The 21,451-nt window shown below is 71.8% G+C and carries 21 protein-coding genes; 11 read left to right on the top strand and 10 right to left on the bottom strand.

Annotated elements, in window-relative coordinates:
• Window positions 1-74: 74 nt before the first annotated feature.
• On the top strand, window positions 75-1,445 hold the full coding sequence (locus EAS64_RS17040) for a maltokinase N-terminal cap-like domain-containing protein (protein ID WP_145853982.1): 1,371 nt from the start codon (window positions 75-77) through the stop codon (window positions 1,443-1,445).
• Between the two features lies 1 nt (window position 1,446).
• Window positions 1,447-3,633 (top strand): 1,4-alpha-glucan branching protein GlgB, encoded by a 2,187-nt coding sequence (gene glgB, locus EAS64_RS17035; protein ID WP_246115728.1) that lies wholly within the window; start codon window positions 1,447-1,449, stop codon window positions 3,631-3,633.
• Here glgB and EAS64_RS17030 read toward each other — a convergent pair.
• Both EAS64_RS17030 and EAS64_RS17025 read right to left on the bottom strand, forming a co-directional pair.
• A complete protein-coding gene (locus EAS64_RS17030) occupies window positions 3,630-3,887 on the bottom strand; it encodes a hypothetical protein (RefSeq protein ID WP_145853981.1) in 258 nt (85 codons plus the stop codon). The two genes, glgB and EAS64_RS17030, sit on opposite strands and share 4 nt — an antisense overlap.
• An 83-nt stretch (window positions 3,888-3,970) precedes the next feature.
• Window positions 3,971-4,393 (bottom strand): hypothetical protein, encoded by a 423-nt coding sequence (locus EAS64_RS17025; RefSeq protein WP_222849372.1) that lies wholly within the window; start codon window positions 4,391-4,393, stop codon window positions 3,971-3,973.
• A gap of 89 nt (window positions 4,394-4,482) precedes the next feature.
• Here EAS64_RS17025 and sppA point away from each other — a divergent pair, with 89 nt between their 5' ends.
• Together sppA and EAS64_RS17015 are read left to right on the top strand one after the other, a co-directional pair.
• Window positions 4,483-6,246, top strand: coding sequence for a signal peptide peptidase SppA (gene sppA, locus EAS64_RS17020; protein ID WP_145853980.1), 1,764 nt, complete (start codon window positions 4,483-4,485; stop codon window positions 6,244-6,246).
• 84 nt (window positions 6,247-6,330) lie between these two features.
• Window positions 6,331-6,822 (top strand): flavin reductase family protein, encoded by a 492-nt coding sequence (locus EAS64_RS17015; RefSeq protein WP_145853979.1) that lies wholly within the window; start codon window positions 6,331-6,333, stop codon window positions 6,820-6,822.
• Between the two features lie 64 nt (window positions 6,823-6,886).
• Here EAS64_RS17015 and hutI read toward each other — a convergent pair whose 3' ends face one another.
• Window positions 6,887-8,158, bottom strand: coding sequence for an imidazolonepropionase (gene hutI / locus EAS64_RS17010; protein WP_145853978.1), 1,272 nt, complete (start codon window positions 8,156-8,158; stop codon window positions 6,887-6,889).
• A gap of 11 nt (window positions 8,159-8,169) precedes the next feature.
• Complete coding sequence (locus EAS64_RS17005) at window positions 8,170-9,582, bottom strand: formimidoylglutamate deiminase (protein WP_145854831.1); 1,413 nt, start codon at window positions 9,580-9,582, stop codon at window positions 8,170-8,172.
• 159 nt (window positions 9,583-9,741) lie between these two features.
• Here EAS64_RS17005 and EAS64_RS17000 point away from each other — a divergent pair, with 159 nt between their 5' ends.
• The 4 genes from EAS64_RS17000 to EAS64_RS16985 are packed head-to-tail and all read left to right on the top strand — an operon-like array spanning window position 9,742 to window position 13,712.
• Window positions 9,742-10,464: a VIT1/CCC1 transporter family protein gene (locus EAS64_RS17000; protein ID WP_246115727.1), complete on the top strand. Its 723-nt coding sequence runs from the start codon at window positions 9,742-9,744 to the stop codon at window positions 10,462-10,464.
• A gap of 43 nt (window positions 10,465-10,507) precedes the next feature.
• Complete coding sequence (locus EAS64_RS16995) at window positions 10,508-11,752, top strand: glycosyltransferase family 4 protein (RefSeq protein WP_246115726.1); 1,245 nt, start codon at window positions 10,508-10,510, stop codon at window positions 11,750-11,752.
• Window positions 11,746-12,597, top strand: coding sequence for a class I SAM-dependent methyltransferase (locus EAS64_RS16990; RefSeq protein ID WP_145853977.1), 852 nt, complete (start codon window positions 11,746-11,748; stop codon window positions 12,595-12,597). Before EAS64_RS16995 ends, EAS64_RS16990 begins: the two co-directional genes overlap by 7 nt.
• Window positions 12,594-13,712 (top strand): prenyltransferase, encoded by a 1,119-nt coding sequence (locus EAS64_RS16985; protein ID WP_145853976.1) that lies wholly within the window; start codon window positions 12,594-12,596, stop codon window positions 13,710-13,712. Before EAS64_RS16990 ends, EAS64_RS16985 begins: the two co-directional genes overlap by 4 nt.
• A gap of 98 nt (window positions 13,713-13,810) precedes the next feature.
• Here EAS64_RS16985 and EAS64_RS16980 read toward each other — a convergent pair whose 3' ends face one another.
• Window positions 13,811-14,338, bottom strand: coding sequence for an ABC-2 membrane transporter-related protein (locus tag EAS64_RS16980; RefSeq protein WP_187366044.1), 528 nt, complete (start codon window positions 14,336-14,338; stop codon window positions 13,811-13,813).
• On the opposite strand from EAS64_RS16980, the gene EAS64_RS47485 reads away from it, so the two are divergent.
• Window positions 14,259-14,501, top strand: coding sequence for a type II toxin-antitoxin system Phd/YefM family antitoxin (locus tag EAS64_RS47485; protein ID WP_145853974.1), 243 nt, complete (start codon window positions 14,259-14,261; stop codon window positions 14,499-14,501). The genes EAS64_RS16980 and EAS64_RS47485 overlap by 80 nt on opposite strands.
• A complete protein-coding gene (locus EAS64_RS16970; RefSeq protein ID WP_145853973.1) occupies window positions 14,498-14,878 on the top strand; it encodes a type II toxin-antitoxin system VapC family toxin in 381 nt (126 codons plus the stop codon). Before EAS64_RS47485 ends, EAS64_RS16970 begins: the two co-directional genes overlap by 4 nt.
• 44 nt (window positions 14,879-14,922) lie before the next feature.
• Here the strand turns inward: EAS64_RS16970 and EAS64_RS16965 are convergent, their stop codons facing one another.
• Complete coding sequence (locus EAS64_RS16965; protein ID WP_222849370.1) at window positions 14,923-15,453, bottom strand: hypothetical protein; 531 nt, start codon at window positions 15,451-15,453, stop codon at window positions 14,923-14,925.
• 131 nt (window positions 15,454-15,584) lie between these two features.
• A complete protein-coding gene (locus EAS64_RS16960; RefSeq protein WP_145853971.1) occupies window positions 15,585-16,229 on the bottom strand; it encodes a class I SAM-dependent methyltransferase in 645 nt (214 codons plus the stop codon).
• Between the two features lie 157 nt (window positions 16,230-16,386).
• On the opposite strand from EAS64_RS16960, the gene EAS64_RS16955 reads away from it, so the two are divergent.
• Window positions 16,387-17,490 carry a ferritin-like domain-containing protein gene (locus EAS64_RS16955; RefSeq protein ID WP_145853970.1) on the top strand — a complete coding sequence of 368 codons (1,104 nt, stop codon included), beginning with the start codon at window positions 16,387-16,389 and terminating at the stop codon, window positions 17,488-17,490.
• A 17-nt stretch (window positions 17,491-17,507) separates the two neighbouring features.
• On the opposite strand, the gene EAS64_RS16950 is transcribed toward EAS64_RS16955, so the two are convergent.
• The 3 genes from EAS64_RS16950 to EAS64_RS16940 form a co-directional block, all read right to left on the bottom strand.
• Window positions 17,508-18,635, bottom strand: a complete 1,128-nt coding sequence (locus tag EAS64_RS16950) for a geranylgeranyl reductase family protein (RefSeq protein ID WP_145853969.1) — start codon at window positions 18,633-18,635, stop codon at window positions 17,508-17,510.
• A 403-nt stretch (window positions 18,636-19,038) separates the two neighbouring features.
• A complete protein-coding gene (locus tag EAS64_RS16945; protein ID WP_145853968.1) occupies window positions 19,039-19,683 on the bottom strand; it encodes a LuxR C-terminal-related transcriptional regulator in 645 nt (214 codons plus the stop codon).
• A gap of 10 nt (window positions 19,684-19,693) precedes the next feature.
• Entirely contained in the window at window positions 19,694-21,358 is a 1,665-nt protein-coding gene (locus EAS64_RS16940; protein ID WP_246115725.1) for a sensor histidine kinase, read from the bottom strand.
• Window positions 21,359-21,451 lie beyond the last annotated feature (93 nt).

Here is a 21,451-nt window from a genome sequence, read left to right as displayed (position 1 = left end):
ACGAGGCAGAACCTCCGCGGATCTGACCGGGGGTGCGGGGGGTTCGTCCCCCCTGGAGACAGAGGGCAGGCCCGATGGCGATCGAGGACGTACTGGCCACGTGGCTAGGTGACCAGCGATGGTTCGCCGGCAAGGGGCAAGGACTGCACGATCTGGCGATCGTCGCGGACACCGAGCTCGTCGCCGGAGAGCCCGGGCTGCGGCACCTGATAGTCGCGGCCACGCACGGCACAGCGGTCGACTACTACCAGATCCTCGTCGGCCTGCGGCACCGGCTTCCCGTCCGGCTGCAGCACGTGCGGATCGGGCCGTCGGGCGACGGCAGGATCGCCTACGACGCGCTGCACGACGCGGAGCTCACCAAGACGCTGCTCACCGGCATCGCCGCGGGCAGCAAGGCCGGGCCGCTGCGGATGGGGACGATCTCCGGCACCAGCTTCGCGACCGGGCTCGACAGCCTGGTGCTCGCCGGCGAGCAGAGCAACACCAGCCTTGTCTTCGGCGACGAGTCGATTCTCAAGGTGTTCCGCAGGCTCTCCCCTGGTCCCAACCCGGACCTCGAGGTGACCACAGCGCTCGCCCGGCTCGGCTCGGAGCAGATCGCCGAGCCGCTCGGCTACATCGAGACCAGCCTCGAGGGCGTGACCACCAGCCTGGCCATCCTCTCGCACTACCTGCGGCTGGCCACCGACGGCTGGACGCTCGCCGCGACCAGCGTGCGCGACCTGTACGCGAGGGCGGGAGACACCAGCCAGACCGACGCGGACCGCGAGAACATCCACGCGGCCGACGCGGGCGGCGACTTCGCCGGCGAATCGCGCAGGCTCGGCATCGCCACCGCGACGGTCCACTCGGACCTGGCCGCGGCCTTCGGCACCGAGGAACTCGGCCCGGAGGAGATAGTCGAGCTGAGCGAGCAGATGTTCCGCAAGCTCGACCTCACCGTCGCCGCGGTGCCCGAACTCGCCAAGCACACCGACATGATCAGCGACGCCTACCACGAGGTCGCGAAGCTCCGCGGCCCGGTCCCCGTGCAGCGCGTGCACGGCGACTACCACCTGGGCCAGGTGATGCGCACAGAAAGCGGGTGGGTAGTGCTCGACTTCGAAGGCGAGCCGGCGACGCCGCTTGTGCAGCGCCGCGCGCTCTCCTCGCCGCTGCGCGACGTCGCGGGGATGCTACGCTCCTTCGACTACGCGTCCAGGTACCAGCTCATCGGCCATCCCGAGGAAGCCGCGCTCAGCGAGGTCGCGCGCGACTGGGAGCGCAGGAACGCGAGCGCGTTCTGTGCCGGGTACGCCGAGGCGGGCGGGCTCGACCCGGTCGCCAACCAGGTCCTGCTGCGTGCCCTGCAGCTGGACAAGGCGGTCTACGAAGTGCTGTACGAGGCCAGGCACCGCCCGTCCTGGCTGCCCATTCCGCTTGACTCACTGGCAGAGTTCTAAAGTGCTTAAAAAAGACGAAACCATCTCCCTCGGCGAGATCGAACGACTCGTCGCGGGCTGGCACCACGACCCGCATTCCCTGCTCGGCGCGCACGCCGTCCCAGGCGGACAGGTGGCGATCAGGGCACTGCGCCCGCTCGCCGCGTCCGTCACGGCCGTGCTCTCCGACGGCAGCAGGCACCCGATGACGCACCGGCACCTGGGCGTGTTCGAGGTGACTGTGCCGGGCACCGCGGAATCCGTTCCGGATTACCTGGTTGAGGTCGCCTACGTCAACGGCGAGCCGCGGGTGCAGGACGACCCGTACCGGCACCTGCCGACAATCGGCGAATTCGACCTGCACCTGATCGGCGAGGGACGGCACGAGCAGCTGTGGCGCGCGCTCGGCGCGCGGCCGATGGAGACCGGCGGCGCGACGGGCACCGCGTTCACCGTGTGGGCGCCGAACGCGCGCGGCGTGCGCGTCACCGGCGACTTCAACTTCTGGGACGGGCGCGCCCATCCCATGCGGTCACTCGGCGGCGCCGGCGTGTGGGAGCTGTTCGTGCCCGGCGTCGGCCCCGGTGCCACCTACAAGTTCTCCATCTGCGGGCCGGACGGCGCCTGGCGGGAGAAGGCGGACCCGATGGCGCAACTCGCCGAGACGCCGCCCGCCACCGCGTCGGTCGTCTACCAGTCCGAGTACGAATGGGCCGACGACGACTGGCTCGCAGAGCGCGCCAAGTGGACGCCCGTGACCAGCGCGATGTCGGTGTACGAGGTGCACCTGGGCTCGTGGCGTCCCGGCCTGTCCTACCGCGAGCTCGCGACCGAGCTCACCGCGTACGTGACCGACATGGGGTTCACCCACGTCGAGTTCCTGCCGGTCGCCGAGCATCCCTTCGGCGGCTCATGGGGCTACCAGGTGACGTCGTACTACGCGCCGACCGCGCGGTTCGGCACGCCTGACGACTTCAGGTTCCTCATCGACGCGCTGCACCAGGCGGGCATCGGCGTCATCGTCGACTGGGTGCCCGCGCACTTCCCGCGCGACTCGTGGGCGCTCGCCGAGTTCGACGGCACGCACCTGTACGAGCACTCCGACCCGCGGCTCGGCTCGCACCCGGACTGGGGCACGCTCGTGTTCAACTTCGGCCGGTCCGAGGTGCGGAACTTCCTCGTTGCCAACGCCATCTACTGGCTGGAGGAGTTCCACATCGACGGGCTGCGGGTGGATGCCGTGGCTTCGATGCTCTACCTTGACTACTCGCGCAAGGACGGCGAGTGGATGCCCAACGTGTACGGCGGCCGGGAGAACCTCGACGCGATCTCGTTCCTGCAGGAAGTCAACGCCACCGCCTACAAGCGCGTGCCGGGCATCATGATGATCGCCGAGGAGTCGACCGCGTGGCCCGGCGTGTCCAAGCCGGTCTGCCTGGGCGGGCTCGGGTTCGGCTTCAAATGGAACATGGGGTGGATGAACGACACCCTCGAATACATGAAGCTCGACCCGGTCTACCGGCAGTACCACCACAACGAGATCACGTTCTCGATGGTGTACGCGTTCTCCGAGAACTACGTGCTGCCGCTGTCGCACGACGAAGTGGTGCACGGCAAGGGCTCGCTGCTCGGCAAGATGCCGGGCGACGAATGGCGCAAGTTCGCCGGGCTGCGCGCGCTCTACGGCTTCATGTGGGCGCACCCGGGCAAGCAGCTGCTTTTCATGGGCTCGGAGTTCGGCCAGGGCAGCGAGTGGTCGGAATCCAACGGCCTTGACTGGTGGGTGCTCCAGTTCGACTACCACTCGGGGATGCAGCGCCTGGTCCGGGACATCAACGCCACCTACGGCAAGCTGCCGGCGATGTGGTCGCAGGACGCGATCCCCGACGGCTTCGGCTGGATCGACTCCAACGACGCGCACGGCAACGTGCTGTCGTTCCTGCGCTTCGGCGCGCAGGAACACGGGGCGCCGGTGCTCGCCTGCATTGCCAACTTCTCCGCGATGCCGCACAACGACTACCGGGTGGGCCTGCCGCTGGCCGGCCGCTGGCGCGAGGTGCTCAACACCGACGCCGCGGTGTACGGCGGCAGCGGCATGGGGAACCTCGGCGCGGTGACCGCGATCCCCAAGCCGTGGCACGGCCGGCCGGCGTCGGCGTCGATCGTGCTGCCGCCGATGTCCGTCCTCTGGCTGACCCCGGAGATCTAAGCGACCCGGCGCGGTCCGCGCTCCTCGGCCTGGATGGCGGGCAGCACGGTGGTCAGCGCGCTGCTCTTCTCCTCGGCGGTGCTGCGCGCCTGCTGCTCCTGCGCGGCCTGCTCCACCACGGGCGCGAGCCGCGCGGCCATCTCCTCGCGTTTGCGTTCCGCCATGACCCGTCTGCGGTTCTTGACGTACCGGTCGGTGAACACGATCAGGCAGGTGAGGAACAGCAGGGCGGCAATAGCCAAGATCACGTACATGCGCATCAGGTTCCGGTCGACGGCGAACAGGACAACCACATCGTGCGATGCGTGAGTAAGGGATTGTCTTCTATGCTACCTGGCTAGAGCAGCCGAAGGAGCCACCCGGGGCCGACGACGGACGCGTTCAGCTCCTCGCAGCGCTGCCGCAGCCGCCGGTCCGCGGTCACCACCAGGCAACTCTCATCACGCGCCACCACCTCCGCGACAACGCCGACGATCGCGTCGTCACCGGAACCGGGCGCGGACACCAGCCGCACCGGCCTTGGTCCCTCCCCCTCGGCGGGCGCCCAGTCCGCCGCGAGCGACGGATCCTCCTCCTCCAGTAGCGGGACGGCATCCCTGGCACGACCCTCGAGCACGAGCATCCAGGCGCCCGCCGGGCCGTCGCCGCGCCTGGCGAGCGCGATCACCTCGCGGCACAGGCGCAGCGCCGCCGCAGCCCGGTCCCGCCACCACCCGTCGGCACGGGCGCCCATCACGTTGGCCACGTCGACCACGACCACAGACGCGGTGATTGCGATGCGGAGTCACCACCTTACGTTCGCATTACTACTTTGACTGTTTGATGTTCCCACCCGCGTAAGCTGTCCGCATGGCAGAGGCGAAGCTTGCCGGGCAGATCGCCCGCATGCGGCAGCGCAGGACTGGGCCACTCATACTCGAACTTGACCTGACCGACGGCATCGCCGAGGGCCAGCCAGCCGACCCGCTGGCCGCGCTGCTCACCATGCGCCGCACCCGGCTGCAGGACGTTCTCGACGGCCTGCGGCGGGCGGCCGCGGACCACAAGGTGCGGGCGCTCGTGGTCAAGGTCGGCGGGTCACGCATCGGGCTCGCGAAGATCCAGGAACTGCGCGCCGCCATCGGAGACTTCAGGAAATCGGGCAAGCTCGCGGTGGCCTGGTCGGAATCGTTCGGCGATTTCCTGCACGGCAACCTGCCCTACTACCTCGCCACCGGATTCGACCGGATCTACCTGCAGCCGTCCGGCTCGCTCGGCCTCACCGGCGTCGCCGTGGAGCAGGTGTTCCTGCGCAACGCGCTCGACAAGCTCGGCATCGACTTCCAGAGCGCGAAGCGGCACGAGTTCAAGTCCGCGGCGGACCCTCTCACCGAGGCCGGGTTCACCGGGCCCGCCAGGAAAGCCGCGGCGCGGCTCGCCGAGTCGGTCACCGAACAGCTCGCCGGGGCGATCGCCGCCGGCCGCGGGCTGTCCGTCGAGCAGGCCGCGGCACTGATCGCTAACGGGCCGTACCTCGCACTGCAGGCGCTCGACGCGGGCCTTGTCGACGGGCTGATGTACCGGGACGAGGTCTACGACCAGGTCCGCAGGGACGCCGGGCACGACGCGATGCTGCTCTACCTACAGCGCTATCAGCGCACGCAGTCGCTTGGCGACCTGCCGCGACGGCTCGGCAGCAGCGTCCAGTCCATCGGGCCCGGTCAGCACGAGCGGTGCGTGGCGATGATCTACGCGCACGGCGCGATCAGGCAGGGGCGCAGCGGGCGCGGCGGACCTGGCGGCAGCGGCATGGGCTCTGACACGGTGGCGGCGGCGCTGCGCGCGGCGGCGGCCGACGAGAACGTCCGCGCGGTCGTGCTGCGGGTCAACAGCCCGGGCGGCTCCGCCGTCGCGTCCGACGTCATCTGGCGCGAAGTAGTCAGGCTCAGGGCGGCGGGCAAGCCCGTGGTGGTGTCGATGGGCGACGTGGCCGCGTCCGGCGGCTACTTCATCTCGGCGCCCGCCGACGTGATCGTCGCGCAGCCGGGGACGATCACCGGGTCGATCGGCGTCATCATGGGCAAGCCGGTGCTACAGGACTTGTTCGAGCGCGCCGGGGTCACCACCGACTCGATCACCGATGGCGCGGGCGCCGCGCAGGCGACGATGTTCTCCTCGGCACGTCCGTTCTCCGAGGCGGAATGGGCCAGGATCAACGCCTGGCTCGACGCCATCTACGCGGACTTCACCGCGAAGGTGGCGTCCGGGCGGCGGATGCCGCTTGACCGGGTGCACGAGCTGGCCCGCGGCCGGGTATGGACCGGAGCGGACGCGATCGCCGCGGGGCTCGCCGACGAAGCGGGCGGCATGCGCGAGGCCACCGCGATCGCGCGCAAGCGCGCCGGGCTGCCCGACGACGCGCCGGTGCGGGTCTACCCCCGGCTCGGCCCGCTCGACCAGCTGCGGCCGGCCGAGTCGAGCGAGGCACGGCCCGCGGCGCGGTCCGCCGTCGGCGCCGGGTCACTCGCCGCGCTGTTCGCCGACGGCTGGGGCCCGGCGTGGCGGTTCGCCGCGGCGGCGGGACTGCCGCCGTACGGGCCGCTGACCCTGCCAGGCGTCTGGACCATAAGCTAGCTACCGAACGGGTGCCCGGTGACTGCGAACCCCTTCCAATCTGCCGATGCTGGCGGGCCTGGCGGAGAGGTGGATCCGCGCCCAGTGAGCGGCTTGCTTGACGCGCTGTCGGCGTGGGCGGCCGGTGTCACGCTGCTGACCATCGCCGACGGCCGCGACGACATCGGCACCACGGTCAGCGCGTTCCTTCCTGTCTCGCTCGACCCGCCGCTCGTCGCGGTGTCGCTGATCGCCGACGCCTACCCGGCGGAGGTGCTCAGCCGGCCGTCGCTCCCCGCCGCGCGATTCGCGGTCACGCTGCTGTCGTCGGCGCAGAAGGTGCTGGCCGGCCAGTTCGCCGCCGAGGGCCGGCCAAGCGCGCGGCTGATCCTCGAGGCGGTGCCGCATGCGCGCGGCGCCGAATCCGGCGCGCTGATACCGTCGGGCGGCCTGGCCGCGCTCGAATGCTCGGTCGCCAGGCGCGTCCCGGCCGGCGACCACTTGCTGGTGATCTCCGCCATCGAGTCGGTGGCCTACGTGGCCGAGTCCGGCGACCCGCTTGTCCGCTTCCGCGGCCGCTACCCGGCCTTCGGGTGAGGCCGCCCCCCCGGCCGAAGTTACCGCGGGCCATCGGTGATCGGGCCGCGGTGAGCAGGCGGGGTCAGCCGACGCGGCGGCCGGATTTGTAGACGGCGTGGATGAGGGGGACGCCCGGTCGGTACGCGAGGTGCGCGTGGGACGGGGCGTCGAGGATGATCAGGTCCGCCCGAGCGCCAGGGGCGAGGTAGCCGATGTCGGTGCGGCGCAGCGCGCGTGCGCCGCCCGCCGTGGCCGACCAGACCGCCTCCTCCGTGGTCATCCGCATGTCGCGGACCGCGAGCGCGATGCAGAACGGCATCGACGTGGTGTAGGACGTGCCGGGGTTGCAGTCGGTGGCGAGCGCGACCGTGGCGCCGGCGTCGAGCAGGCGGCGGGCGTCCGGATAGGGCTGGCGGGTGCTGAACTCCGCGCCAGGCAGCAGCGTCGCGACGGTGTCCGACGACGCGAGCGCGTCCACGTCCGCGTCGGTGAGGAAGGTGCAGTGGTCCGCGGATGCCGCGCCGATCTCGACCGCGAGCACGATGCCGGGGCCGGGGCCGAGCTGGCTGGCGTGAATCCGCGGCAGCAGGCCGCGGCCCAGTCCCGCGGTGAGCACCGCGCGTGCCTCGTCCGCGCCGAACGCACCGCGCTCGCAGAACACGTCGGCCCAGCGGCAGTGCGGCGCGCACGCGTCCAGCATCGGCCCGCACACCAGGTCGACGTAGCCGCCCGGGTCGCCGGCGAACTCGGCGGGCACCACGTGCGCGCCGAGGTAGGTCACCTCGCCGGTGATCTCGGCGGCCAGTGCGACCGCCCTGGCCTCGTCCGGCACGGTGAGGCCGTAGCCGGACTTGCACTCGAACGTGGTGCTGCCCTGCGCGAGCATCTCCCCTGCCAGCCGGCCCAGGCCGGCCCTGAGCTCCGCGTCGCTCGCGGCGCGGGTGGCGGCGACCGTGGTCCTGATGCCGCCCGCGGTGTACTTACGGCCCGCCATCCGCGCCGCGAACTCGGCGGACCGCTCCCCCGCGAACACCAGGTGCGCGTGCGAGTCGGCGAAACCGGGCAGCACGGCGCGGCCCGCCGCGTCGACCACCTCGTCGGCGGCGGGCGCCTGGGCGGCCGGCCCGGTCCACGCGATCCAACCGTCCTCGATCACCAGGGCGGCGTCACCGATCGCGGCGAACGAGCCGCCTGGCCCGCTGGGCTGTGCTGTGCCACCGGGCTGTGCCGTGCCGGCCGGCTTGGCCGTGTTAGCCGGAGCCACGCCGGTCGGCTCCGCGCTAGCCGGCACTGTCCCGTCCGGAGTGTTTGTCACGAGCTCGCCGATCCTGGTGATCAGCAAGGAACGAGGCATCCCCGCCGCCGCTAGGTGAGTACCGCGCCGATGGCGGCGGCAAGCTCGCGTGGCACGTCATCGACAAGCTGGTGCCGCCCGTCGCGCACCACGTCGGCGCCGGACACCACGACGTGCCTGACGTCGGCCGCGGTGCCCGCGGCGAACACCGCGGCCACTGGGTCCCGCCCGCCGCCGGCGAGCCGCGGCGAGTCAAGGGAGATCGTCACCAGGTCGGCATGCGCGCCAGGGACGATCTCGCCCGCGTCCGGCCAGCCGAGGCAGGCGTGCCCGGACGCGGTCGCCGCCGCTGCCAGTTGGGCCGCGCTGAAGTGCCCGCGCCGCCTGGTGATCAGCCGCTGCGACAGCTCGAGCCAGCGCGCCTCATCGATCAGGTCGATCACGCTTTGCCCGTCACTGCCCAGGGCAAGCGGCGACCCCGCGGCGGCCAGCGCGGGCGCGGGGCCGACGCCGTCGGCCAGGTCGGCCTCGGTAAGCGGGCACATGCACACGGTGGACAGCGACCCGCCGAGCAGCTCGATGTCGCGCTCGGTCAGGTGGGTGGCGTGCACCAGCGTGGTGCGCGGCCCGAGCGCCCCCGCGTCGTACAGCACCTCGGCAGGCGTCGCTCCGAACGCGGCGCGGCATTCGTGATTCTCGAGCGGCTGCTCCGACAGGTGGGCGTGCACCGGGGCACCGTGCGCGTGCGACAAGGCCATGACCACCGGCACCGCGTCCGGATGGACCGCGCGGACCGAGTGGATCGCCGCGCCGACCCTGGCGTGCGGCGCCGCCATGCCCAGGTCGTCGTAGCCGAACCCGGACACTCGCTCCGCCCAGTCGTGCGCGGTGCCGTCGCCGAAGCGGAGCTGCACTCCCGCGAGCGGTACCGGCTCGCCGCCCGCGGTGAAACCGCCGGCCAGGTAGCAGGCGTCGAGCAGGGTGATGCGCAGGCCGGCCGCGGCGGCCGCCGCGATGAGCACGCGGCCCATCTCGTTCTGGTCGCTGTAGCGGGTTCCGCCGGGACCGTGGTGCAGGTAGTGGAACTCCCCGACGCAGGTGATCCCGGCAAGTGCCATCTCCGCGTAGACGGCGCGGGCGAGGGCGAAGTAGCGATCGGGGTCGAGCCGCTCCGCGACGGCGTACATCTGCTCGCGCCAGGTCCAGAAGGTGTCGTCCTGCTGTCCGCCGCCGAAGCCCGTCCCGGCGCCCGCGGCGAACCCGGCAGTGATCCCGGCGCCGGCCACGTTGCCGCGCAGCGCGCGGTGGAACGCGTGCGAATGCGCGTTGGCCAGGCCAGGCAGGGTCAGGCCGGGCAGCCGCACCGTGTCCGGCGGCACCTGCGCGGCGGGAACGTCCGGGGTGACGGCGGTGAACCGCATGCCGCGCGCCTCGATCAGCACGTCGCGCCCCAGGCCGAGGCCGGGCGCGGCCGCCCCGGGCATCCCACGCGGGCCGGGCGCGCCGCGACCGAGCCAGGCGAGCTCGGCGTGCCAGCGGCGCACGGTCTCCAGCGGAGCGGCCCCTTCGGAATTCGTCACACGCACCATCATCCCCAACCGGCATGGTCGGGAACTAGCCGCGTCCCTTCTTAGAATGTCCTCGTGATCACCAAAGACAACGATCGCGTGGACCATCACGGTCCCGAGCACCGGGACGTGTCGGGCGGATGGCTCAGGCCTGCCGTTTTCGGTGCGATGGACGGGCTGGTCACCAACGTCTCACTGATCGCCGGCGTCGGGGGCGGCGGCGGGTCGCGGCACGCGATAGTGCTCACCGGACTCGCCGGGCTCGCGGCGGGCGCGTTCTCGATGGCGGCCGGCGAGTTTGTGTCCGTTTCCTCGCAGAATGAGCTCGTCCAGGCCGAGGTGGACAAGGAACGGCACGAGCTCGCCACCAACGCGGCCGCGGAGCAGATCGAGCTGGTCGGCATGCTGCGCCGTCGCGGCATCTCGGCGGCCACCGCGCGGCTCGCCGCCGCCGAGATCTCGGCGCATCCGGACAAGGCGCTCGCCGTGCACACCTTCGAGGAACTCGGGGTCAACCCCGCCGAGCTGCCCTCGCCGTTTGTCGCCGCGGGCGCGTCGCTCGTCGCCTTCGCGGTCGGCGCGATCATCCCGCTGCTGCCCTACGCCGCCGGCAGCGACAGCCTGTGGCTCGCCCTCGTCCTCGCCGCGCTCGCCGCGGTCGCGGGCGGCGGCATGGTGGCCCGGCTGACCGGCCGGCCGTTCTGGCGCGGCGCGCTGCGCCAGCTGGCGCTCGGCGCCCTCGCCGCCGGCATCACCTACCTGATCGGCGTTGCCGTCGGCGGGATGGCGGCGAGCTGACCCGCGTTACTACCGCTGGGTACTAGTCCTGGTATGGTGCCCCGTGGCCACAGTGAACCGCCCGCTGCGCATCGCGCTGCTGTCGTACCGGAGCAAACCGCACTCCGGCGGCCAGGGCGTTTACGTGCGGCACCTGAGCAGGGAACTCGCCGCGCGCGGCCACCTCGTCGAGGTGTTCTCCGGGCAGCCCTATCCGGACCTCGACGAAGGCCCGGTGCTGCGCGAGGTGCCGAGCCTTGACCTCTACCGCGACGACGATCCGTTCCGCACCCCGCGCCTTGCTGAGTTCAGGGACTGGGCGGACGCGGTCGAGGTGGCGATGATGTGGGGCGGCGCGTTCCCCGAGCCGCTCACGTTCAGCGTGCGGGCGCTGCGCGCGCTGCGCGCCAGGCCGGGCGACTTCGACATCGTGCACGACAACCAGGGGCTTGGCTACGGGATGCTCGGCCTGCGGCGGCTCGGCCTGCCGCTCGTGACGTCCATTCATCACCCCATCACGGTGGACAGGCGGCTCGACCTCGACGGGCGGAACTGGCGTGAGCGGCTAAGCAAGCGCCGCTGGTACGGTTTCGTGCGCATGCAGGGGCGGGTGGCGCGGCGGGCGGGGCCGCTGATCACGGTGTCGTCGTCGTCAAAAAACGACATATGCCGTGATTTCCATACGAACCCGGATAATGTATATATTGTGCCACTTGGCGTTGATACCCGGCTCTTTCACCCGCGCCGCGGCGAACCGCGCGTGCCGGGCCGGATCGTGACGGTGACCAGCGCCGACTCGCCGCTCAAGGGGCTGTCCACGCTGCTGCGCGCCGTCGCCAAGCTGGCCACGGAACGCGACACGCACCTGGTGGTCGTCGGGACTCCGTCGGCCGCCACCAGGCAGCAGGTGACGCAGCTTGCCCTGGACAGCCGGGTCAGGTTCGCCAGCGGCCTGCCCGACGCGGAGTACGCAAAGCTGCTCGCCTCCGCCGAGGTCGCGGTGATCCCCTCGATGTACGAGGGCTTCTCGCTGCCCGCGGTGGAGCACATGGCCTCGGGCACGCCGCTCATCGCCAGCAGGGCCGGCGCGCTGCCCGAGGTCACCGGCGACGCCGCGCTGCTCGTGACGCCAGGCGATGCCGAGGAACTCGCCGCCGCGCTGCGCAGCCTGCTCGACGAGCCGGAGTCGCGCGCGGCGCTCGCCGCGCGCGGCCTGGCCCGGGTACGCGAGCGGTTCGCCTGGCCCGCGGTAGCCGCCGCGACCGAGGCGCTGTACCGGAAGGTGATCAACGGGGAGACCGGTTGCTGACCGTCGATTTCACGAAATTTCCGATTAATCCCGGCGACCGCGTGCTCGACCTCGGGTGCGGTGCCGGCCGGCACGCCTTCGAGGCCTACCGTCGCGGCGCCCGCGTGGTCGCGGCCGACCTCGACGTCAAGGAGCTGCCGCCGGTCGGCAGCATGTTCGCCGCCATGCGCGAGACGGGCGAGGCGGGCCCGCCCGGGGCGGCCGCCGCCGTGTCGGCGGACGCGACGAACCTGCCCTTTCCTGACGGCGCGTTCGACGCGATCATCGCCGCGGAGATCCTCGAGCACATACCCGACGACACCGCCGCCATGGCCGAGATCGCCCGGATCCTGCGCCCTGGCGGAACCGTCGCGGTCACCGTGCCCGCCTGGCTCCCCGAGCGGATCTGCTGGGCGCTGTCCCGTGAGTACCACGAGGTGCCCGGCGGCCACGTGCGCATCTTCACCAGGGCCGAACTCGGCGCCAAGCTGGCCGCGGCCGGGCTCACGCCCATCGGCGGGCACCACGCCCACGGCCTGCACTCGGCCTACTGGTGGCTGAAGTGCGCGGTCGGCGTGCACGACGACAAGCATCCCGCCGTGCGGGCGTACCACCGGCTGCTCGTCTGGGACATCATGAGCAAGCCCGCGCTCACCCGGCTTTCCGAGGCCGCGCTCAACCCGCTCATCGGCAAGAGCCTGGTGATCTACGCGAGAAAGGCCGAGACTCCGAAACCGGTCATCCCGAACGGGTTCGCGGTTCCCCTGGCCAGCACCCGGTCCCCACATGGGGATGCGGGGGGGTCTGGGGGGGTCGTCCCCCCGGGAAAGCAGAGCGACCTAGCGGGCAGCGGGGCAGCCGAATGAAGCCGGCCGGACGGCACCGCCCGGGCAGCCCGAAGCCGCCCGCCGACATGCTGCAGACCGCCCGCGCTATCGCCGCGGTGCAGCGGCCAGACGGCGCGATCCCCTGGCCGGACGGCCACGTGGACCCGTGGGACCACGTGGAATGCGCGATGGCGCTCAGCGCCTGCGGGCTCCCCCTCCAGGCGCGGCTCGCCTACCAGTGGCTGCGCGAAACCCAGCGTTCCGACGGCTCCTGGCCGCGGACCACCGGGGGTCCCGGTGCCGCCTTCCCCGGCGAGGTGACCGACGACGCGGCGGAGAGCCACCACGCCGCCTACGTCGCGGTCGGCGTCTGGCACGACTACCTGGTCACCGGCGACCGCAGGTTCGCCGTCCGGATGTGGCCCACGGTGCAAGCGGCCGTCGAGTGGGTGCTCGACCTGCAGACGAGGCGCGGCGAGGTGGCTTGGGAACGCGACGGTTCCGGCGCGCCTGGCGGGTTCGCGCTGCTTTCCGGCAGCGCCAGCATCCTGCAGGGGCTGCGCTGCGCCCTAGCGCTGGCCGGCCTGGCCGGCGAGGCGCGGCCGGACTGGGAGCTGGCCGCCGGCCAGCTCGGGCACGTTATCGCCTGCCACCCCGACGCGTTCGCCGACAAGAGCCGGTTCTCGATGGACTGGTACTACCCGGTGCTCGGCGGCGCGCTGCGGGGATCCGCGGGCACCGAACGGCTCGCCCTGGGCTGGGACACGTTCGTCGTGCCCGGCCTCGGCGTGCGCTGCGTCAGCGACCAGCCCTGGGTGACGGTGGCCGAGACCTGCGAGCTCGCGCTCGCCCTCGACGCCTGCGGCCAGCGGGCGCGTGCGCACGAGGTGTTCGCCACCGTGGGCTCGCTGCGGCACGAGGACGGTTCGTATTGGACCGGCTGGCAGTACGTGAACCAGGACCACTTTCCCGCCGAACGCTCGGGCTGGACCTCCGCCGCGGTGGTACTCGCCGCCGACGCGCTGACTGGGTTCAGCGGCGGCGCGGGCGTCTTCCGCGCCATTCCCGCCCCGGCCAGCTACCGCCCGCCCGCCGACCCCGCCGCCTGCGGCTGCGAGCCGACCACGGCGGACGCGCTCACCGGCCGGGGCTAGCCGGCTGGGCTAGCAGACGGGCCTAGCCGACCGGGCTAGCAGGCGGCGAAGACGAGGCGGGCCGGGGTGAGTAAGCCGAACCCGTTCCGTATCGTCCGTCAGGCTGCGCGGTGGCGGACCAGCCGCACAGTGCCAGCGACGAGCAGCGCCGACAGGGCGAGGAGCCAGCCGGACTCGAAGAGCTGCCTGGGCCAGAATGTGGCGACCGGGTAATGGCATTGCAGGCAGAGCACGGTCACCGCGGCGAGGGCGGCGAAGCAGCCGAGCGAGGCCGCCATCGCCGGGAGAACCCGGCCGATCAGCGTGCCGAGGAACGCGCCGAGGCAGAACGCGGTCAGCGTCCACGCGGCGTACGCCAGGCCGCGCGTGTCGAACACCGCCGGCGTGAGGACGGTCAGGTGCTGTGTCGTCAGGAACGGGACGAACAGCCAGGTGAACAGCTGACTGACGATGAGCGCCGCGATCGTGACCACCGACCCGAGGTACGCGAGCTTGCCCTGCGTCCAGCGCACCCGGCCGATGCCGTGCGTCCACGCGTAGCGATAGGTGCCAGGGTTGCGCGAACTGCGCCAGAACGCGTCCGAACTCGTCCGCAGGGCGGAGGCAGGGGAAGAGATCGAGATCACCGTGTCCGGTCGCCCTGGTGCGCGGCTCGTTCCGATCCGGCCTCGCGCGTGGAGGACCTACGAGGAGATCGCCGATCTGTTCACTGGCCGCTCCGACCCCGCGTGGGAGGGAGACCGCGATCGGATCGATCAAGAGGTGCGCGATCCCTGGGGGAGCGCATGAGAGCGCTGCTCGACACAAGCGTTGTCATCGCCAGCGACATCGGCGAACTGAATGGCGAGCTTGCGATCAGCGCCGTCACTCTGGCCGAACTTCATTTCGATGTCCTGGTCGCACAGGACACCGCCACGCGAGCGGAGCGACTTCGGCGGCTGAGCATCCTGCACCGGCAGTTCGACCCCCTGCCTCTCGATGAGGCAGTGGCCGCGAGCTATGGCGAGATAACAGCGGCGGTCGTCCAAGCCGGGCGCAAGCCGCGCGCGCGGACCATGGACCTGCTCATCGCCGCCACCGCGCACGCACACTCCGCACGCCTCTATACCCGCAACCCCGGCGACTTCGTCGGAGCCGACAAGCACGTCGAGATCGTCGCCGTCTGACGGCCGGCCGCCTGGCGGTCACGGTCGGCTGTCTCCTTGTTGGGCTAGCGCTTGCTGTCCCGCTTCGCCTGCTTGCGGGCGCCCTGGGAGAGGGTTTCCGCGCGCTGGCGTTCCCTGGCCGCCGAGCGCAGCGCGCGTTCGCCGGTGGGCTCGGGCGTGACCTCCGGTCCCTTGCGCCGCTGGCGCGGGACCATCTCCTCGCCGCCCGGCCAGGCGCGGCCGCCGCGCTTCGCGGCTCGGGCCACGTCGAGCCGCTCCTTACGCAGCGAGGCGGCGGACTCCTTGGCGAGGACCGCCACCCGGTGGCTGGCCCGGGCGAGCGCCCGCTCGAACGCCTCGGCCCGCGCCCTCGCCCTCTGGTTCTCCGGATACGCCATGCCGCGGGCGGCGTGCTCGGCGACCGCGGCGCTCGCCGGCCTGCGGTACTGGCCGACGGCCTTGTCGCGCGCCCGCCTGACCCGTGCCTCGAGTTCGATGGCCTCGTCCTCGCCGAGTCCGGCGAGCGCGTCAAGCTCTGTTTCCGCTACGAGCCTGCCCTCGGCCTTGTTCAGTACCGCCATCAAGGAAGCTTCCATGGTTCCCCCCGAAACCTGCCAGCACCGGCCGCGAAACTCTTGCCCGCTGGTCAGGCCGGCAAAACGGCGGTCCTTCCCGCCCCAGCCGGCGTCGCCCGCCGGTCCCCTAGCCGCCGCCGGCCGTCCGCTGCCTAGCTGCCGTCGCCCGTCCGCTCCAGCACCCGGAGCGAGCCTGCGTGGCGGACCTCGGTGAAGGCGCCGGAAGCGAGCGCGCGCTGGTAGATGCGGAACGGGGCCTGGCCGCCGTCGGCCGGGTCGGGGAACACGTCGTGGATGGCGAGGGCACCGCCGAGCTCGACCCACGGGGCCCAGCCCTCGTAGTCCCACTGGGCGGCCGCGTCGGTGTGCCCGCCGTCGATGAACAGCATGCCGAGCGGGGTCCGCCACAGCCGGGCGACGTCGGCGGACCTGCCGACGATCGCCACCACATCGTCCTCGACACCGGCGGCCGCCAGGGTCGCCCGCAGCCGCGGCAGCGTGTCGAGCTTGCCGGTCGCCGGATCGACGAGGCCCGGGTCGTGGTACTCCCAGCCGGACTGGTGCTCCTCCGAGCCGCGGTGGTGATCCACCGTGACGACCTGCTGCCTGACCCCGGCGCCGCGGGCGGCGCGGACGCCGGCCGCGAGGTAGATCGCGGACTTCCCGCAGTAGCTGCCGACCTCGAGCACCGGCCCCACCGCCGCGTACGCCTCGGCGGTCTCGCACAGCGCCAGACCCTCGGCCTCCGGCATGAACCCGGTCGCCGCCTCCGCCGCCTTCCTGAGCTTCGCATCCATCCAGGCACCATAGCGCCCGGCCGGGCGGCGCTGACGGGCCGCCGGTACCGCTCGGCCTCCGGCGGTCCGATTCGCGGCGGGCAGGCCTTGCGATCTTCGTCGTTACTGGCTAGTAATGGGACAGCGGCACCGTCGCCGCGTTGTCAGGAGGGCAGCCGTGAGCACCTACGACATGTACTCATCGCCGGTCAGCACCGAGACCTGGGACGTGCCCGCGGCCGGCGCGGCCCGATTCTCCTGGGAGTACGACGCGGGACGGCAGCAGCTGCTCGACCTCTACCAGCGCGGCAAGGACAAGCAGTGGGACGCGGTCAAGCGGATCGACTGGGACCAGCCGGTCAACCCGCTGGCAGTGATGGAGACCGGCGAGGAGATGGTGCCGATCTACGGGTCGCGCCAGTGGGAGAAGCTCAACCAGGCGGAGCGGGACGAGCTGAGCCACCACCTGTCGTCGTGGCTGTTCAGCCAGTTCCTGCACGGCGAGCAGGGTGCGCTCACCGTCGCGGCACGGATCGTTGAGTCGGTCCCCGACATGGACTCCAAGTTCTACGCCGCCACCCAGACCATGGACGAGGCGCGGCACGTCGAGCTGTTCAACCGGTTCGTTAAGGAGAAGATCGGACTGTTCTACCCGGTCAACGACCACCTGGCGGCGCTGCTCGCCGACGCGCTGAGTGATTCCCGCTGGGACCTGCCCTACCTGGGCATGCAGGTGCTGATCGAGGGGCTGGCGCTCGCCGCCTTCGGCGTGCACCGCGACATCACGGGCAACCCGCTCGTCAAGCAGCTGCTCGCGTACGTCATGCAGGACGAGGCGCGGCACGTGGCGTTCGGCAGGCTTGCGCTGCGCGACTACTACGCCGGGCTCACCGCCGCGGAACGGGCCGACCGCGAGGAGTTCGTGGTCGAAGGCTGCTACCTGATGCGCGACCGGTTCGTCGCCCGCGAGGTCTACGAGCGGCTCGGCTACGACGTCGAGGAGTGCGTGCAGTTCGCGGATCGCTCCCCCACGCAGCTCGCGTTCCGGCAGTTCCTGTTCAGCCGGATCGTGCCGTGCGTGAAGGACATCGGCCTGTGGGGCCCGAAGGTCCAGGCGGCCTATGTCGACATGGGCGTGATGGACGCCGCGAGCGGCGACCTCGACGCGCTGATGCGCGACGACGAGGACACCGCCGACCGGCTAGAACGCGAGCACGCCGTGGAGTTCGCCGCCCGCAAGGACGAGGTCGACGGCGTGATCGCGGCAGCGAAGGCCGACTGAACCTAAGGGCCGTTGAGCTAGAGGCGGTTGAGAACGGCGAGGGAGAGCCGGGCCGCGGGCTTGGCCACGAGCTCGGCCGGCGACAGTTCGCTGCGGCACATCCTGGTGAACGCGCGCCAGCCCTTGCCGGTGGACAGGCCTCGGTGGAAGGTGCCCGTGTGCCGGGTAAAGGCGGACAGTGCTGCCCTGCCCGCGTGCATGTCAGGAACCAGGGTGACGCCGACCGCGTTGACATAGCCGTCTGGGTCGTCGCTGGCCGCGTACTGGCCCGCCAGGGCGCCCGAGCGAAGAGCGAAGCTGATGCCCTCGCGAGTCCACGGTTCGAGCAGGCCCGCGGCGTCGCCAGCCAGCAGTACCCGGCCCTTGCGCAGCGGGGAGCGGTCCGAGCGGCAGCGGGTGAGGTGCCCTGAGTCCTGCACCACCTCGAAGCCAGCCAGGCCGAGCCGGGCTACGAATTCGCGCAGGTACGCCTTGGTGGCCTCGCCCTGGCCGCGGGCCGCGATCACGCCGACGGTGAGCCGGTCGCCCTTGGGGAAGACCCAGCCGTAGGAGGCTGGAATCACGCCCCAGTCGAGCAGGATCCGGCCCGCCCACTGGCGGGCCACCGCGTCGGGAACAGCGATCTCAAGCTCGAGGCCGAGGTCCACCTGGTCGAACTCCGCGCCAACGGCGCGCGCGGTGATGCCGGAGGAGCCGTCGGCGCCGACGACCGTACGCGCGGCGACCTGCGATCCGTCTGCGAGCCTGACGGTCACGTGTCCGTCCGCCTGGTCGATGGCGCGCACCTGGGCCCGCTGCCTGATCTCCGCGCCATTCTCCTGCGCCCGCTTCAGCAGTGCCGCGTCGAACTCCTCGCGGACCACCATGGCAAGGAAGGGTGCGCGGTCCGAGCGGGTGAACTCCTGGCCGCCGCGCAGGGTGACCGTGACCGCGCGGATCTCGTCTCTAGCGGGCACCGCAATCAGCCCGCTCGCGGCCGCGACGGACGCGCCAATCAGGCCGCCGCCGCAGGTCTTGTACCGGGGGTGTTCCGCTCGCTCGAGCACGATGGTCCGCGCCCCGGCGGCGGCTGCGGCGCTCGCGGCGGCCAGCCCGGCCGGCCCGGCACCGATGACGGCGACATCCCACTCAGCACGTTCCTGCACCCAAGCAGCTTAGGCGACCACCGCTCCGCCCAGCTTCCGTCCCCGGCGCCGCGCCCCGCGCGGGCTCCGCAGCCACCCCGACTTCGCGCCCGCTGCGTCTTTACTTAGCCGACGGCGCGACAAATGCCGCGAATCGGGCGCAAATGTGGTCGCCGGTTAAGCACAGTGGAGAAAGTGGTCACCAGCTAAGCAAAGTCGTGCCCGGCGAGGAGGTGGGTTCCGCGGCCCTGGTGGCAGCGGGCACAGGGGCCGCGGGCAGCCAGACGCATGGGGCGGCGGGCAGCGGGACGCACGGGCCCGCGGGCGGCGGGAGGCCAGGGGACAGCGGGACGCCGTGGGACGAGGAGGCGGCAGGGCGGGCGGGCCGGGGCGCAGGCGCGTCGCCGGGAACGAGGAAGACGGGTTACGCGCCGAGGTAGGCGAGGACGGCGAGGACGCGGCGGTTGTCGTCTTCCGAGAGTGCGAGATCCAGCTTGGCGAAGATGCCCGCCGCGTGCTTGCTCACCGCTTTCTCGGTGACGAAGAGGCGGGCGGCGATCGCCGCGTTGGAGCGGCCCTCGGCCATCAGGGACAGGACCTCGCGCTCGCGCGGTGTCAGCGTGGCGAGCGGGCCCGACCTGATGCGCTTGGCAAGCAGCCGGGACACCACCTCGGGGTCGAGCACGGTACCGCCCGCGGCGACCGCGCGCACCGCGTCCGCGAACGCGTCGTCGCTAAACACGCGGTCCTTGAGCAGGTAGCCGATTCCCCCGGCCTGATCGGCGAGCAGTTCCCTGGCATAGAGCTGCTCCACGTACTGGGAAAGGACCAGCAGCGGCAGGCCGGGCCTGGCCCGGCGCGCCTCGATGGCCACCCGCAGCCCGTCGTCGGTGAACGAGGGCGGAAGCCGGACATCGACGATGCCGACGTCCGGTTCCAGCTCGGTCAGCGCGCGCAGCAGTTCCGGCGCGCTGGCGACCGCCGCGACGACCTCGAAGCCGTGCGCCTCAAGGAGGCGCACGAGGCCGTCGCGGAGCAGGAACAGGTCCTCGCCGATGACTACGCGCACGAAACCCCGATCAGGTCGGCGAGCCGGCCGGCTCGCCGTCCCCCTTGGTCACGATGCCCGCCGGGCCGCTGCCAGGGCGGCCAGCGCCCGGCCGTCCAGCGCCTGGCAGGCCCGTGTCCGGCAGCGAGCAGGGGACCTCGATCGCGACGATGGTCGGGCCGCCCGGCGGGCTGCTTACCGCAAGGATGCCATCGAACGTGGCCAGGCGCCGCTCGACACCGGCAAGTCCGGTGCCGGCGGACGGGTCGGCGCCGCCGCCGCCATCGTCGGTGACCATGGCGCGCAGTATTTCCCCGCTGTGTTCAATGCTGATCTCCACCGTGCGGGCCTCCGAGTGCCGCACCGCGTTGGTCAGCGCCTCCGCGATCGCGAAGTACACCGCCGCGGCGACCGGCATCGGCGGCTCGCCGCGCAGGCTGATGTCCGTGTCCACGGTCAGCGGCGTGTCCAGGGCGAGGGCGCGGACCGCTTCGGCGAGCCCGCGGTCGGCGAGCACCGGCGGGTAGATCCCGCGCACCAGGTCACGCAGGTCGTCAAGCGCGCGGGATGACGTCTGGCGCGCATCGGCGACCAGGGCGAGCGCAGCCTCGGGGCTGGAGCGGATGAGCTCCTCTGCGGCCCGCAGCGACATGCCGACGGCGACAAGGCGGGCCTGCGCCCCGTCGTGCAGGTCACGCTCGATGCGGCGCAACTCGGCGACCGCGACCTCGGTCGCGTCGCTGCGCGTCTGCGTCAGCCGGCTCACCCGCTGGGTCAGCAGCTGCGCCCGCCTGGCCAGCTCGAGGTCGCCGCTCCAGGTCACCAGCCGGGGCGCGAGCGTGGCGCCTGCCCCGAGCAGGGCAACGCCCTGGGTGATGGCGAACAGCCCGGAATATTGGGTATGCAGCGGGACGGCGCCGTAAAGCACGGTGGTGTGCCACGGGAATCCGGCGTAGGCGATCACCCAGCGCAGCCCGAGCAGCACGCCCGTAATGCCGAGAAGCACGGTTCCCGCTACGGCAGCTGTCGCCGCCTGGCGCGGCAGCCGCACTGCCAGGATCACGCCGCCTGCGACGATCAGGATCGCCACTAGCCTGCCCGCGATGTTCGCGTTCACCGCGGTGCCGAACCACAGGCGGTTGCTGAACAGTTCCTCGCACAGCAGGAGCACCGGCAGGATCAGCAGCGGCGGCACGGTCTTCGGCTGGGCGCCCGCGCCGCGCAGCTGCTGTGCCGCCCGGCGGACCAGGCTGCCCCCAGGCGCCCCGGTGACGGCCAGCAGGAGGACGCCCGCGGCCAGGAAGATCACAGCCTGCGCCAGCGAGTAGGCCGTATTGTCGTAGGACCCCATCCGCACGACGCCGTAAATGACGTTGCGCGTGACCACGATGATGCCATCGGGGGCGCCGCCGCTCGGGAAGCGAGTAAACGGCCCCTCGTAGGAAATCATCTGATGGGTCAGCCAGATCCCGTAGGCACCGTAGGCGAACAGGGCGAACGGCACGAGCCTGGCCGTGAGCCGCGGCATCGCGACCGCCGCGCCGGCAGTCGCGATGACGAGCAGCCAGGATCCGTTGTCAGGGAAAACGGTGTAGGTGTCGGCTGCAAGCAGCGGCAGCAGCCAGGCGAGCAAGCGCGTGCCGCGCTTTACGTGGCTGGCCGGGGTGGCCGGCGCGCGGACTCCGAAGGTGGTCATGCGTCCATGGTCGCGGCGCAGCCGGACGCCGGCCATGGGTCTAGGCCTACTGTTTGGGGTCGGAGTAAGCCCAACCCGTTCGGGATGATCGGT

Origin of the sequence: Trebonia kvetii (assembly GCF_007827045.1) — a bacterium.
In the GTDB taxonomy this organism is placed as follows: Bacteria; Actinomycetota; Actinomycetes; order Streptosporangiales; family Streptosporangiaceae; genus Trebonia; species Trebonia kvetii.
This window is presented reverse-complemented; position numbering and strand designations above follow the sequence as displayed.